The sequence below is a fragment of the Pseudomonas moorei genome, from assembly GCF_042846945.1.
Classification (GTDB): domain Bacteria; phylum Pseudomonadota; class Gammaproteobacteria; order Pseudomonadales; family Pseudomonadaceae; genus Aquipseudomonas; species Aquipseudomonas moorei.
Genome location: NZ_AP035776.1, coordinates 1,802,912 through 1,817,771 on the forward strand (window position 1 = coordinate 1,802,912; position 14,860 = coordinate 1,817,771).

Consider the following 14,860-nt stretch of genomic DNA (forward strand, 5'->3'; position numbering starts at 1 on the left):
TGAGGGAACAAGCTCCCTCGCCACAGTTCAACTCCAATCTTACTGCCCCGGTCTTGCCTTCAACTGCTCAGCCGCAGCCTTGGCCAGATCCGGCGGCAAGAAGTCCTTGTCCGGGTTGTAGTCAGGATTGAGCCAGCGTGCCAGGTCCTGCAAATCCCCCGGGTTCAATGTGCCGGCCTGTTGCTTGAGGCGCAGGTTGTCGAGGATGTAGTCGTAGCGGGTGTTGTTGTAGTCGCGCACCGAAGTGTAGAGCGAGCGCTGTGCATCCAGCACGTCAACGATGTTGCGCGTCCCCACCTGATAACCGATTTCGGTCGCTTCCACTGCACTCTGGTTGGAGATGATCGACTGCTTGCGCGCCTGTACCTGTTCGACGTCTGTATTCACCGCGCGGTGTAGGTCGCGGGTATTTTCGACGATTTGCCGGCGCAGGGATTCGCGTTGCTGCTCGGTCTGATCCAGTTGCGCATAGGATTGACGCACCTGGGAGCTGATCAGGCCGCCGCTGTAGATCGGGATGTTCAGCTGCAGGCCCACCGAGGTTTGCTCGACGTTGCCACCGTAGGGTTGGGGGAAGCCGTTCGGGTTGCTGAAGCCCAGGGCATCGTTATCGCCTTTTTCGTACTTCGCCACGGCGTCGAGGGTGGGTGCGTGTCCGGCCTTGCGCTGCTTGAGGGTTTGCTCGGCAGCGCTGACGGCGTAGTTGCTGGCCAACAGATTGAGGTTCTGCCTGGCGGCCGTTTCGACCCAGGCCTTGGCGTCGTTCGGCGTTGGCGGCAGGATCGGCAGGTTGTGGCTGATGCCCTGGATCGAGTTGTACTGACGGTTGGTCAGGGTGATCAATGCTTCAAATGCATCATCCACCTGGCGCTGCGCAACGATTCGGTTGGCGCGTGCCGTGTCGTAGCTGGCTTGTGAATTGAGCACGTCGGTCTTGTCCGAGAGGCCGACATCGAAGCGCTCATTGGACTGATCGAGCTGGCGTTTGAACGCGGCTTCCTCGGCCTTGGTCGAGGCCAGGTTGTCCTGGCTGCGCAGCACGTTGAAATAGCTGTTGGCGGTTTGCAGGATCAGGTTTTGCTCGGTCGCCGAGAGTTGCAGCGCGGCCTGTTCATTGACGTCCTTGGCGGCCTGGAACTGGAACCAGCGATCGGCACGGAACAACGGCTGTGCCAGGGTGGCCTGGTACGAATGAGCATCGCGGTTGGCGGTGGCCGACGGCTGATCGAGCGAGGTGCGCACGCTGGATACTTGCGCGCCACCCGAGAGATTGGGCAGCAGTCCGGCGCGGGCCTGGGGCACGACTTCCTTCTGGGCCCCGTATTGGGCGACGGCGGCGGCGAGGTCGGCGTTGTTGTTCACCGCTTCCTGGTAGACGCTGACCAGATCGGTTTTGTTGGATAAGGGCGCTTCTGCCCAGGCCATTCCATTGGACGCACAAGACACGGCCAGGGCCAGTGAGAGTTTGCGCAGCATAGGCGTTCCCTAGAATTAATATTACACAAGTAATTTGAGCGCCAAGGCTAAGGCGCGACACGTGCAGCGTCAATGCGCGCGACGGCGTAGCGAGTGTAGTTGCGCATCAGGGCGCCAACAATCCTGCAATTGCGCCATTCATCATGGTTATTGCCTCAGTGTTGGCGTTCTTTGCCAGTTGTGTCTAGACTGACCGGGTTCTTGTCGGGGTGCCTTGCTATGAGGCTGAGATCGAATAATTTCGGATCCCGTTGAACCTGATCAGGTTAGCGCCTGCGTAGGGAACAAGATTTCTCGTCACCCGGCGAGTCCTCTTGTGCTTCGTCCGGGATGTTGTTCGACAATCGAACACCCCTCGAGCACTGAGCACAGCACTGCTGGAACTCCCAGCGCCCGTGCGTCCATTCGTTTACAGGTTCGCTCCGACATAATTCCACTGCCTGGATGCTGTCTGGAGAGCCCGTGATGACGACAAAAGCAAAAAACGCCACCCACCTGAGTGAATCGGCCAAGGTCGATGAGCAATCGGTACAGCCGTTTACCCGCTCGCAAAAAATTTATGTCCAGGGCTCTCGCCCGGACATTCGCGTGCCAATGCGCGAAATCAGCCTGGACGTGACCCCTACCGATTTCGGTGGCGAAATCAACGCCCCGGTCACCGTCTATGACACTTCAGGCCCGTACACCGACCCCAACGTCATCATCGACGTGCGCAAGGGCCTGGGTGATGTGCGCTCGGCATGGATCGACGACCGTGGTGATACCGAGCGCTTGTCTGGCCTGAGCTCGCACTTCGGCCAGGAGCGCCTGGCCGATCCGGAACTGACCAAGCTGCGCTTCGCTCACGTCAACAACCCGCGCCGCGCCAAGGCCGGGGCCAACGTCAGCCAGATGCACTACGCGCGCAAAGGCATCATCACCGCCGAGATGGAATACGTCGCCATCCGCGAAAACATGAAGCTGCAAGAAGCCCGCGCTGCCGGCCTGATGAAGCAGCAGCACGCCGGTCACAGCTTCGGCGCCAGCATCCCGAAGGAAATCACGCCGGAGTTTGTCCGCGAAGAAATCGCCCGCGGTCGCGCAATCATTCCAGCCAACATCAACCACACCGAACTGGAACCGATGATCATCGGCCGTAACTTCCTGGTGAAGATCAACGGCAACATCGGCAACAGCGCCCTGGGCTCGTCCATCGAAGAAGAAGTGGCGAAACTGACCTGGGGTATTCGCTGGGGTTCGGACACGGTCATGGACCTGTCCACCGGCAAGCACATCCACGAAACCCGCGAGTGGATCATCCGCAACTCGCCAGTGCCCATCGGTACCGTGCCGATCTACCAGGCGCTGGAGAAGGTCAATGGTGTCGCTGAAGACCTGACCTGGGAGCTGTTCCGCGACACGCTGATCGAGCAGGCCGAGCAAGGCGTCGACTATTTCACCATCCACGCCGGCGTGCTGTTGCGCTATGTGCCGATGACCGCCAAGCGGGTGACCGGCATCGTGTCCCGTGGCGGTTCGATCATGGCCAAGTGGTGTCTGGCGCACCACAAGGAAAACTTCCTCTACACCCATTTCGACGAAATCTGCGAAATCATGAAGGCCTACGACGTCAGCTTCTCGCTGGGCGATGGCCTGCGTCCGGGATCGATCGCCGACGCCAACGACGAAGCGCAGTTCGGCGAGCTGGAAACCCTGGGCGAGCTGACCAAGATCGCCTGGAAGCACGACGTTCAATGCATGATCGAAGGCCCGGGCCATGTGCCGATGCAGTTGATCAAAGAGAACATGGACAAGCAGCTTGAGTGCTGCGACGAGGCGCCGTTCTACACCCTCGGCCCGCTGACCACCGACATCGCGCCCGGCTACGACCACATCACCTCGGGTATCGGGGCGGCCATGATCGGCTGGTTCGGTTGCGCCATGCTCTGCTACGTGACACCGAAGGAGCATTTGGGTCTGCCGAACAAGGATGACGTGAAGACCGGCATCATCACCTACAAGATCGCCGCTCATGCCGCCGACCTTGCGAAAGGGCATCCGGGCGCGCAGATTCGTGACAATGCCTTGAGCAAGGCGCGCTTCGAATTCCGTTGGGAAGACCAGTTCAACCTCGGCCTCGATCCGGACACGGCTCGCTCGTATCACGATGAAACCCTGCCGAAGGATTCGGCCAAGGTCGCGCATTTCTGCTCAATGTGCGGACCGAAGTTCTGCTCGATGAAAATCACCCAGGAAGTGCGCGAGTACGCCGCCAACCAGCGGATCGAAGCGGTCGACGTGGACGTCGCCCAAGGCATGGCCGAGCAGGCCGAGCGCTTCAAGAAAGAAGGCAGCCAGCTGTACAAGAAAGTTTGATTCTGCCCTGATAACCCTTGTGGCGAGGGAGCAAGCTCCCTCGCCACAAGGGCTCGTTTACACAACAACAATGTCCCTCCGAGATAACACCCTTGAGCATTCAACCCAGCACTTACTCCCCCGATATCGCGGTACCGTCTGACAGGCGTGTGTTCGGCGGCCGTGATCTGTTTTCCCTGTGGTTCTCCCTCGGCATCGGCCTGATGGTGTTGCAGACCGGCGCACTGTTGGCGCCAGGCCTGGGGCTGTCCGGCTCGTTGCTGGCGATTTTTTTTGGCACGCTGGTTGGCGTTCTGCTGCTGGCCGCCGTTGGCGTGATCGGTAGCGATACCGGCCTGTCGTCGATGGCTGCGCTCAAACTCAGCCTCGGTAGCAAAGGCGCGAGCCTGCCGGCGGTGCTGAACCTGCTGCAACTGATCGGTTGGGGCGCGTTCGAAATCATCGTCATGCGCGATGCCGCCAGCCTGTTGGGCGCGCGTGCCTTCAGCGAAGGCAGTCTGCTGTCCAGTCCGATGCTGTGGACGCTGGTCTTCGGCGCACTGGCGACCTTGCTGGCGGTCAGCGGTCCGTTGACGTTCGTGCGCAAGATCCTGCGCAAGTGGGGCATCTGGCTGCTGTTGGCCGCGTGCACCTGGCTGACCTGGAACCTGTTCGCCAAGGCTGATCTGGCGGGCTTGTGGGTGCAGGCCGGTGACGGTTCGATGCCGTTTGCCGTGGGCTTCGACATTGCGATTGCCATGCCGCTGTCGTGGTTGCCGCTGATTGCCGACTACTCGCGTTTCGGCAAGCGGGCGAAAAGCGTATTCGGTGGCACCGCGATCGGTTTCTTTATCGGCAACTTCTGGCTGATGAGCCTGGGCGTGGCCTACACCCTGGCGTTCGCGTCGAGCGGTGAGGTCAATGCCTTGCTGTTGGCCCTGGCGGGTGCCGGTCTGGGTATTCCGTTGCTGCTGATTCTGCTGGATGAATCGGAAAACGCCTTCGCCGACATTCACTCGGCGGCGGTGTCCAGCGGGATTCTGTTGCGCTGGCAGGTCGAGCACCTGGCATTGGCCATTGGCGTGGTCTGCACCCTGATCGCCCTGCTGGCGCCATTGGCCCAGTACCAAAACTTCTTGCTATTGATCGGTTCGGTGTTTGCCCCGCTGTTCGGCGTGGTGCTGGTGGATCACTTCATCCTGCGTAAGCGCAGTGGCCAGGTGGCGTCAGCCGCATTGCGCTGGCCGGCGCTGCTGGCCTGGCTGGGCGGGATCAGCACCTACCATCTGCTGGCCAATCTGTATCCGGACATCGGTGCAACCCTGCCGGCGCTGGTGCTGGCAGGGCTGTTGCAACTCGTGCTGGGCCGGGCTTTCAGTTACGGCCGGGAAACAGCTCGGGCTTGATGATGCCGTTCAGGCGAGGGTAGGGGATCTTCAGTTCGATATGGCCCAGCGCGTAAGGCGCGATGGTGCTGATGTCGTACTTGAGGATCACCCCGCCATAGGTCAGCGCCACGTTCTGGGTTTTCTGGAACGGCCAGCTCTTCACGAACTCCGGTTCCTGATCGAGCCTGGTGCTGATCAGCCAGTTGTTGTGCGCCACCCGCGCAGCTTTCCAGAACGCCTCTTCCTGCCCCGGCACCAGCATGTCCGACAGCGTCAGAACTTTATGTTGTTGGCGTGAGTAGTTGATGAAGCCCCGGCCCGGCGTGCCGTGTTCGCCGCCGGTGTCCAGGTAGCTGGACATTTCGACAATCACCAAGCCGTCATGCTGCTCGCGTACTTTCGATTGCAAATAACTGCCATTGCGCGGGCCGGCGGTGCGCAAAAACTGTTCGCGATACGCGGCCAGTGTCGGCGCCACGGGGGCGTCGGGCGTGGTACGGGTCATTTGCAGCAGGCGTGTTTCGATGATGCCGTCAAGCGCAGGCTCGGTCGGGAAGTGCACGATATCAATGTTCACCAGCGGGCAATCCTGATCCTTGCAGCCAGGCTTGAGCTGTTCGGAGGCATCGCGGGTGGTTTCCAGCGGCGCACGGTAGTTGGGCTGGAACAGGCTCTGGCACGCACCCAGAGTCAGGGCGATAGCGGCCACGGAGGCGATTTTAAAAAGCGACATGGTTGTCCTTCATAAAACAGGGAAAGGCGAAAAGTTACCCGCTTCGACTGTCAACGAAGCAGTCAGTTCGCCACTAAGCTAATTAGAGTGGGTTTCGCCCTCACCGTCTATCCCGCTGACGGGAAAGGGGCTGCATCAAAGGTCTGCGGCGCGTTAGGATGGCGCGAAGTCGAGGCTGGAGCCTCGTTGTCGTTACGAGGATAGTCATGACTGATTTTGCCACCGCCATTCCGACCGCCGTTGATATCGTTCGGCGCGAAAAGTGCTATCAGGGCTTCTACAAGCTCGATCGCGTGCACTTGCGCCACGAGCTGTTCGCCGGTGGCATGAGCCGCGAGATCAATCGTGAAGTGTTCGTGCGCCACGATGCGGTGTGCGTGCTGCCTTACGATCCACAGCGCGACGAAGTGGTGCTGATCGAGCAGTTCCGCGTCGGCGCCATGGGCAAGACCGACAATCCCTGGTTGATCGAACTGGTCGCTGGTCTGATCGACAAGGAAGAAATACCGGAAGAAGTTGCTCACCGCGAAGGGCAGGAGGAAGCTGGGCTTGTATTCGGGGCGCTGTGGCCGATGACCAAATATTTTCCATCGCCGGGCGGCAGTAATGAATTCGTGCATTTGTACCTGGGGCGTTGCGAGACAACCGGGGTCGGCGGCCTGCATGGGCTGGAGGAAGAAGCAGAAGATATCCGCGTTTCGGTCTGGGCCTTTGAAGATGCCCTGCAAGCCGTGCGCGACGGACGTATTGCCAACGCACCAAGCATCATTGCCTTGCAATGGCTGGCTTTGAATCGCGTTGAAGTGAGGGGGTTATGGTTGTAAACAAGCTGCGCGATCGCTATCGGGTGGATCTGGTGGGGCTGCAAGCGTCCTGCGAGGCGAACTACGCGCGCCTGATGCGACTGCTGCCGGACATGCGCAGCGAGCCTGCCGCGCGACGCATCGCCGTGACCCATGGCGACCAGATGCTCGGGGTGCTGGCGCTGGAAGTGCTGCAAGTCTGCCCGTACACCACGACCCTGCAAGTTCGCCAGGAACACAGCCTGCCGTGGCTGCCGGTGCCGCAACTGGAAGTGCAGGTCTATCACGACGCGTGCATGGCCGAAGTGGTCAGCGCCGAACATGCGCGACGCTTTCGTGGCATCTATCCTTACCCGAATGCCTCGATGCACCAGCCGGATGAAAAAGCCCAGCTGAACATGTTTCTGGGCGAGTGGTTGAGCCATTGCCTGGCGTTGGGGCACGAGTACGAAGTCGTGCGTTAGTTAATTGTGAGCCGCAGTTGTGAACTGTGTCAGGTTCGCGGATTTCCCCTTTCGATCGTCCCCCAGCATAATTGCGCCATTCATCCAATCCCGTGATCACGCCCTGGGAGAACACCTTGCCGAGCGTATCCACATTGAGTGCCGCCGATACGGCGTTGCTGGTGCAACTTTCCGACAGTCATCTGTTCGCCGAGGCGGAGGGCACGCTGCTGGGCATGAATACCCGCGACAGCCTGCAGAAAGTCATCGAGTTGGTACGCGAGCAGCAGCCGCAGATCGACCTGATCCTGGCCACGGGTGATCTGTCTCAGGACGGCACGCTGGAGTCTTACCAGCAGTTTCGCGACTTGACCCGGCAGCTCGATGCGCCAGCGCGCTGGATTCCCGGCAATCATGACGAGCCGCTGATCATGGCTGAAGCGGCGGTGCAGAGCGCGTTGCTGGAATCGGTGGTCGACATCGGCAACTGGCGGGTCACGCTGCTCGACTCAGCGGTGCCGGGCTCGGTGCCGGGGTATTTGCAGGACGAGCAGTTGCAGTTGCTGGCGCAATCCTTGAGTGAAGCGCCGGAGCGCCATCACCTGGTGTGTTTCCACCACCATCCGGTATCGATCGATTGTGCGTGGATGGAGCCGATCGGGCTGCGTAATCCCGAGGCTTTGTTTGCTGTGCTGGATCGTTTTCCACAGGTACGCGCCGTGCTGTGGGGGCATGTGCATCAGGAAGTCGATCAATGGCGCAACGATGTGCGTTTGATTGCTTCGCCCTCGACCTGCATTCAGTTCGAACCGGGCAGCGATGATTTCAAGGTCGCAGAGCAAGCGCCGGGGTATCGTTGGTTGCGGTTATTGCCGGATGGCCAGCTCGAAACCGCTGTGGAACGTGTCACTGGTTTCGACTTCCAGATCGATTACGGCTCCAACGGCTATTGAGGCACCTTGCAGGAGCTGCTGGCGAAAGCGCACTGTCAAACGACATGGATGTTGAAGGTGACGGCCTCTTCGCTGGCAAGCCAGCTCCCACAAGGAACGCATTCATCGGCACCCAACGTGCCCAAGTCCCTGTAAACTGCGCCTCTTTACCCGACGCACAGGGAGTTCAAATGTCCGGCTCGATCCTTTATATCCACGGTTTCAACAGCGCGCCTGCGTCGAAAAAGGCCACTCAGTTGAGCGAAGTGATGGAGCGTCTGGGCTTGAGTGACCAACTGCGCGTGCCGGCCTTGCATCACCATCCCCGTGAAGCCATCGGTCAGCTGGAACAAGCGATTGAGTCGCTGGGACGGCCACTGCTGGTCGGCAGCTCACTCGGCGGCTACTATGCGACTCACTTGGCCGAACGCCATGGCCTCAAAGCCCTGTTGATCAACCCTGCCGTCAGTCCGCACCGGATGTTCGACGGGTTTCTGGGGCCGCAGAAAAACCTGTATACCGATGAGACCTGGGAACTGACCCACGACCATGTGACGGCCCTGGCCGAGCTGGAAGTGCCCGCCCCACAGGATCCACAGCGCTATCAGGTGTGGTTGCAGACCGGTGACGAAACGCTGGACTATCGCCTCGCCCAGCAGTATTACCGAGCCTGTGCCTTGCGTATCCAGGCGGGCGGCGACCATGGTTTCCAGGGTTTTGCCGAGCAACTTCCGGCCATGCTGAGCTTTGCCGGCATAGGCGCAGATTTGTACCAGGCGATTGATTTCAGCGCACTGTGAACCGTTGCCCCTTTTTCATTGAATCACTGACGACGAGACCCTATGGCCACTCCCAGCGCTAGCTCTTATAACGCAGACGCCATCGAAGTCCTCTCGGGCCTCGACCCGGTGCGCAAGCGCCCCGGCATGTACACCGACACCACTCGGCCAAACCACCTCGCCCAGGAAGTCATCGACAACAGCGTCGACGAAGCCTTGGCCGGGCATGCCAAATCGGTGCAGGTCATCCTGCACGCCGATCACTCGCTGGAAGTCAGCGATGACGGCCGCGGCATGCCGGTGGACATCCACCCGGAAGAAGGCGTTTCCGGCGTCGAACTGATCCTCACCAAACTCCACGCGGGCGGCAAGTTTTCCAATAAGAACTATCAGTTCTCCGGCGGTCTGCACGGGGTGGGTATTTCGGTGGTCAACGCCTTGTCGACCGAAGTCCGGGTACGTGTAAAGCGTGACGGCAACGAATACCAGATGACCTTCGCCGACGGTTACAAGAAAACCGAGCTGGAAATCATCGGGACGGTGGGCAAGCGCAACACCGGCACCAGCGTGTTCTTCGCCCCCGACCCGAAATACTTCGATTCACCGAAATTCTCCATCAGTCGCCTCAAGCATGTGCTCAAGGCCAAGGCCGTTCTGTGCCCGGGGCTGCTGGTCAGTTTTGAAGACAAGGCCACCGGCGAAAAAGTCGAATGGCATTACGAAGATGGCCTGCGCTCCTACCTGGTCGATGCGGTCAGCGAATTCGAACGCCTGCCGGACGAACCCTTCTGCGGCAGCCTGGCCGGTAACAAGGAAGCGGTGGACTGGGCGCTGCTGTGGTTGCCCGAGGGTGGCGACGCGGTACAGGAAAGCTACGTCAACCTGATCCCGACCGCCCAGGGCGGCACCCACGTCAACGGCCTGCGCCAGGGCTTGCTCGACGCCATGCGCGAGTTCTGCGAATTCCGCAGCCTGTTGCCGCGCGGGGTGAAGCTGGCGCCGGAAGACGTCTGGGAACGCATCGCTTTCGTACTGTCGATGAAAATGCAGGAGCCGCAATTCTCCGGCCAGACCAAGGAGCGTCTGTCGTCCCGTGAAGCGGCGGCGTTCGTTTCCGGTGTGGTCAAGGATGCGTTCAGCCTGTGGCTCAATGCCAACCCGGAAACCGGGATGCTCCTGGCGGAACTGGCGATCAACAACGCCGGTCGTCGCCTGAAGGCCAGCAAGAAAGTCGAGCGCAAGCGCATCACCCAGGGGCCGGCCCTGCCGGGCAAGCTCGCCGACTGCGCCGGGCAGGACCCGATGCGTTCCGAGCTATTCCTCGTGGAAGGTGATTCCGCCGGTGGCTCGGCCAAGCAGGCGCGGGACAAAGAGTTCCAGGCGATCCTGCCGTTGCGCGGCAAAATCCTCAACACCTGGGAAGTGGACGGCAGCGAAGTGCTGGCCAGCCAGGAAGTGCACAACATTGCCGTGGCCATCGGCGTCGATCCAGGCGCGGCGGACATGAGCCAGTTGCGCTACGGCAAGATCTGCATCCTCGCCGACGCCGACTCCGACGGTCTGCACATCGCGACCCTGCTGTGTGCGTTGTTCGTCCAGCACTTCCGGGCGCTGGTCGATGCTGGCCACGTCTACGTCGCCATGCCGCCGCTGTACCGTATCGACCTGGGCAAAGAAATTTACTACGCCCTGGACGAAGCCGAGCGCGATGGCATTCTCGATCGCCTGGTGGCGGAGAAGAAGCGTGGCAAGCCGCAGGTCACCCGATTCAAAGGCCTAGGTGAAATGAACCCGCCGCAGTTGCGCGAAACCACCATGGACCCGAACACCCGGCGCCTGGTGCAACTGACGCTGGATGATTTCGAAGCGACATCGGAAATCATGGACATGCTGCTGGCGAAGAAACGCGCCGGCGATCGCAAGACCTGGCTGGAATCCAAAGGCAACCTGGCCGAGGTGCTGGGCTGATGCGTCTGGGCTTTGCCCTGGCGTGTGCGTTGCTGCTGACCTCGATCACGGTGTCTGCCGAGCCGGCACCTCAGTTGCGTCTGCTGTCCGAGCATGCCGTCGAAGGCATGCGCGGTGGCAACCTGTCCGGGCTGGCCCAGTGCGGCAAGGAGCTGTGGGCAGTCTCCGATCGCGATGATGATCAGATTTACCGGCTCAATACCCAAGGCAGTGTCTGGCACGCCGAAGCCGTGCGTATCGATGTGCCCGTGGTGCCGGATAACGGCTTGCCGTGGGGGTTGCGTTCACGGACCTGGGCGGCGTCGTTCGTGCGAGGCGGGGACCTGGATTTCGAAGGCATCACCTGCGACAGCGCCGGCAATCGTTACATTGTCAGCGAAGGCCATGCGGCCGTGTTGCAGGTACCGCCAACGGGGCCTGCTACCTGGCTGAAAATCTCGCCAATGCTGATTCGCGAAGCGCGGGCCAGTGGCATGCTGTTGCAGTTCAATGCGTTGTTCGAAGGCTTGGCGATCAATCCGGCAGGTGATCAGATGTGGCTCGCTGCCGAGCGCCAAAGCCGCGGATTGCTGCTGATCAAGCGCAAACAGACGGTATGGGACTGCGACGGAGGTTGTGTGTTGCTGAGCGAAGGGGGCAAGGAGATGCAGCCGCCGCAGTTTCCAAAGGCCAAAGCGGTTCCCCGGGACTTTTCCGACCTGTCGTTGTTCAACGGCAAGCTGTTTACCCTGGAACGCAATGCCTATCAGATCTGCCGCCGCGACCCGCAGACGGCCAGGGTCGAACGCTGCTGGTCGTATGCTGACGAGCTGTTGCAGGAAAATCGTCGTTATCCACAGGACTACGGGCTGGAAGAGGCATTGATCGTGGACGCGGACGGTGCCTGGATCGGTGTCGACAACAACTTCGGTGCCCGCGCCGATGGCGAGTTACGGCCGATCGTCTGGCGCTTTGCTGCGCCTGAAGGTAGCTGGAGTGCCCAGCCATGAGCCGGCAGCCACCGGGCAAGCGCGCCGGTCGGGTGTTGATGGTCCTGGCCTGGTGCGCCGCACTGTTTCTGGCGACGCGGTTTTTTGGCCAGTGGGAAGCGCGCCAGCAAAACCCGAATGTGGCGGTGAGCTCGGAGCAGGGCGAAGGTTTTATCGAAGTGAAACTGGTCAGCAATGGCCAGGGGCATTTCGTTGCCAGCGGCCATATCAATGGTCAGCCGGTGGATTTCATGCTCGACACCGGGGCGACCGACGTGTCGATCCCGGCCAGCCTGGCCGAGCGGCTGAAGCTGGAGAAAGGCTTCGGGGTGACCCTGAGCACGGCCAACGGTCTGAGCGAGGGTTATCGAACCCGCATCGACCGGCTGCAACTGGGCGACATCGTGTTGCGTGATGTGCGCGCACTGGTCGCGCCAGGCCTGCATGGCGATCAAGTGCTGCTCGGCATGAGCGCATTGAACAAACTTGAATTTACCCAGCGCGGTGGCACCATGCTGCTGCGCCAGACAACGAATTGATGAGGCCCGCATGAGCGATATCCTTGCAGACAGCTTGGACGGCGTAGAACGCCGTTCGCTGGCTGACTTCACTGAAAATGCCTACCTCAACTACTCCATGTACGTGATCATGGACCGTGCCTTGCCGCATATCGGCGACGGCCTGAAGCCGGTTCAGCGGCGCATCATCTACGCCATGAGCGAGTTGGGACTGGACGCCGACGCCAAGCACAAGAAATCGGCGCGTACCGTCGGTGACGTGCTCGGTAAATTCCATCCCCACGGCGACTCGGCCTGCTACGAAGCCATGGTCCTGATGGCCCAGCCGTTCAGCTACCGCTACACGCTGGTGGACGGTCAGGGTAACTGGGGTGCGCCGGACGATCCCAAGTCCTTCGCCGCCATGCGTTACACCGAGGCCCGGTTGTCGCGTTACTCCGAAGTGCTGCTCAGCGAACTGGGCCAGGGCACTGCGGACTGGGGGCCGAACTTCGACGGTACTCTCGACGAGCCGCTGGTGTTGCCGGCACGTTTGCCGAATATCCTGCTCAACGGCACCACCGGTATTGCCGTGGGCATGGCCACTGACGTTCCGCCACACAACCTGCGCGAAGTCGCCAGTGCCTGCGTACGTTTGCTCGATGAGCCCAAGGCCACGGTCGAACAGCTCTGCGAGCACATCCAGGGCCCGGACTATCCGACCGAAGCGGAAATCATCACGCCGCGTGCCGACCTGCTGAAAATCTACGAAACCGGTCGCGGTTCCGTGCGCATGCGCGCCGTGTACCACATCGAAGACGGCGACATCATCGTCACCGCGCTGCCGCATCAGGTTTCCGGCGCCAAGGTGCTGGAGCAGATCGCCGCGATGATGCAGGCCAAGCCGTCCAAGGCTCCGCAGATCGCCGATCTGCGCGATGAATCAGACCACGAGAACCCATGCCGGATCGTGATCATTCCGGGCACCCGCAAAAACTTTGATCACGATGCATTGATGCAGCACCTGTTCGCCAGCACCGAGCTGGAGTCGAGCTACCGGGTCAACATCAACATCATCGGGCTGGACGGCAAGCCGCAGCTGAAAAACCTGCGGGCCTTGCTGGTTGAATGGCTGGAATTCCGCGTTCAGACCGTGCGTCGTCGCCTGCAATTCCGCCTCGACAAGGTCGAGCGTCGCCTGCACCTGTTGGACGGTTTGCTGATTGCCTACCTCAATCTGGATGAAGTGATTCACATCATCCGCACCGAGGAACATCCGAAAGCCGCACTGATCGAGCGATTCGCCCTGAGCGAAATCCAGGCCGACTACATTCTCGATACTCGTTTGCGTCAGTTGGCGCGACTGGAAGAAATGAAGTTGCGTGCCGAACAAGATGAGCTGCTCAAGGAACAAGCCAAGCTGCAAGCCTTGCTGAGCAGTGAAGCCAAGCTGAAAAAGCTGGTGCGCACCGAGTTGATCAAGGACGCCGAAACCTACGGCGACGACCGTCGCTCGCCGATCGTCGAGCGCGCCGAAGCCAAGGCCCTGACCGAACACGATCTGCTGCCGAACGAGAAAGTGACCGTCGTGCTGTCGGAAAAAGGCTGGGTTCGTTCCGCCAAGGGGCACGAAATCGACGCCACCGGGCTTTCCTACAAGGCCGGGGATGGCTTCAAGGCCCTGGCGGCGGGGCGCTCCAACCAGTTTGCGGTGTTTATCGACTCCACCGGTCGCAGTTATTCGGTGGCGGCGCACACGTTGCCATCGGCCCGTGGCCAGGGCGAGCCGCTGACCGGCCGTCTGACACCGCCGCCGGGGGCCAGTTTTGAATGCGTGCTGATGCCCGAGGATGATGCGCTGTATGTCATTGCCTCGGACGCCGGCTACGGCTTCGTGGTCAAGGGTGAAGACCTGCAGGCCAAGAACAAGGCCGGCAAGGCCCTGTTGAGCCTGCCGAACAACGCCAAGGTGATCCTGCCGCGTCCGGTGGCTGATCGTGAGCAGAACTGGCTGGCTTCGGTGACCACCGAAGGTCGCCTGCTGATCTTCAAAATCAGCGATCTGCCACAATTAGGTAAGGGCAAAGGCAACAAGATCATCGGGATTTCCGGTGAGCGAGTGGCCAGTCGCGAAGAGTATGTGACGGACATCGCCGTTCTGCCGGAGGGCGCCACCCTGGTGCTGCAGGCCGGAAAACGTACCTTGTCACTGAAAGCGGACGACCTCGAACACTACAAAGGTGAGCGTGGGCGTCGTGGTAACAAATTGCCACGTGGCTTCCAGCGGGTAGATGCGCTGCTCGTCGAAAACCTCAATTAAGCGTCTAGGGGGTGTTCTTGGCTACTTTCGCGGAGGCGAAAGTAGCCAAGAACGCCCCCTAGAGCGCTCGACCTACGATTTAACCCGTAGATCGGCGCTTTCGCGCTGGAGTCGGAACGCATATTCACGGATGATATGGCCTTTCAAGCGCCGGCGTGGCCGAGCGTTCTTCATATTTATTGAGTATTTTCACTGTGGTCAGCCTTGTGGCGATCACCT

12 protein-coding genes and 1 riboswitch are annotated in these 14,860 nt (G+C 60.6%); of the genes, 10 read left to right on the plus strand and 2 right to left on the minus strand.

Annotated elements, in window-relative coordinates; genetic code table 11:
- Positions 1–39: 39 nt before the first annotated feature.
- A complete protein-coding gene (locus tag ACGJAX_RS08450) occupies positions 40–1,476 on the minus strand; it encodes a TolC family outer membrane protein (protein WP_247258066.1) in 1,437 nt (478 codons plus the stop codon).
- A gap of 195 nt (positions 1,477–1,671) precedes the next feature.
- Positions 1,672–1,777, plus strand: a riboswitch (TPP riboswitch).
- Positions 1,778–1,941: 164 nt separating this feature from the next.
- Here ACGJAX_RS08450 and thiC point away from each other — a divergent pair.
- Positions 1,942–3,831, plus strand: a complete 1,890-nt coding sequence (gene thiC, locus ACGJAX_RS08455) for a phosphomethylpyrimidine synthase ThiC (protein WP_090328446.1) — start codon at positions 1,942–1,944, stop codon at positions 3,829–3,831.
- Positions 3,832–3,923: 92 nt separating this feature from the next.
- A complete protein-coding gene (cytX, locus tag ACGJAX_RS08460) occupies positions 3,924–5,216 on the plus strand; it encodes a putative hydroxymethylpyrimidine transporter CytX (RefSeq protein ID WP_390958368.1) in 1,293 nt (430 codons plus the stop codon).
- On the opposite strand, the gene ACGJAX_RS08465 is transcribed toward cytX, so the two are convergent.
- Positions 5,185–5,931: a DUF3298 domain-containing protein gene (locus tag ACGJAX_RS08465; RefSeq protein ID WP_390958371.1), complete on the minus strand. Its 747-nt coding sequence runs from the start codon at positions 5,929–5,931 to the stop codon at positions 5,185–5,187. The genes cytX and ACGJAX_RS08465 overlap by 32 nt on opposite strands.
- Positions 5,932–6,137: 206 nt before the next feature.
- On the opposite strand from ACGJAX_RS08465, the gene ACGJAX_RS08470 reads away from it, so the two are divergent.
- From ACGJAX_RS08470 to parC, 8 genes are all read left to right on the plus strand, one after another.
- Positions 6,138–6,755 carry an NUDIX domain-containing protein gene (locus ACGJAX_RS08470; protein ID WP_090328454.1) on the plus strand — a complete coding sequence of 206 codons (618 nt, stop codon included), beginning with the start codon at positions 6,138–6,140 and terminating at the stop codon, positions 6,753–6,755.
- Entirely contained in the window at positions 6,746–7,198 is a 453-nt protein-coding gene (locus ACGJAX_RS08475) for a DUF1249 domain-containing protein (RefSeq protein ID WP_008063540.1), read from the plus strand. Before ACGJAX_RS08470 ends, ACGJAX_RS08475 begins: the two co-directional genes overlap by 10 nt.
- A 116-nt stretch (positions 7,199–7,314) precedes the next feature.
- On the plus strand, positions 7,315–8,130 hold the full coding sequence (gene cpdA / locus ACGJAX_RS08480; protein WP_247258069.1) for a 3',5'-cyclic-AMP phosphodiesterase: 816 nt from the start codon (positions 7,315–7,317) through the stop codon (positions 8,128–8,130).
- Between the two features lie 170 nt (positions 8,131–8,300).
- Positions 8,301–8,909, plus strand: coding sequence for a YqiA/YcfP family alpha/beta fold hydrolase (locus ACGJAX_RS08485; RefSeq protein WP_248915311.1), 609 nt, complete (start codon positions 8,301–8,303; stop codon positions 8,907–8,909).
- A gap of 42 nt (positions 8,910–8,951) precedes the next feature.
- On the plus strand, positions 8,952–10,856 hold the full coding sequence (parE, locus tag ACGJAX_RS08490; protein WP_090328462.1) for a DNA topoisomerase IV subunit B: 1,905 nt from the start codon (positions 8,952–8,954) through the stop codon (positions 10,854–10,856).
- Positions 10,856–11,845 (plus strand): esterase-like activity of phytase family protein, encoded by a 990-nt coding sequence (locus ACGJAX_RS08495; RefSeq protein ID WP_390958374.1) that lies wholly within the window; start codon positions 10,856–10,858, stop codon positions 11,843–11,845. The genes parE and ACGJAX_RS08495 overlap by 1 nt, the downstream gene beginning before the upstream one ends.
- A complete protein-coding gene (locus ACGJAX_RS08500) occupies positions 11,842–12,363 on the plus strand; it encodes a TIGR02281 family clan AA aspartic protease (protein WP_247258072.1) in 522 nt (173 codons plus the stop codon). Before ACGJAX_RS08495 ends, ACGJAX_RS08500 begins: the two co-directional genes overlap by 4 nt.
- Positions 12,364–12,373: 10 nt before the next feature.
- Entirely contained in the window at positions 12,374–14,641 is a 2,268-nt protein-coding gene (parC, locus tag ACGJAX_RS08505) for a DNA topoisomerase IV subunit A (RefSeq protein ID WP_090328470.1), read from the plus strand.
- Positions 14,642–14,860: the final 219 nt, after the last annotated feature.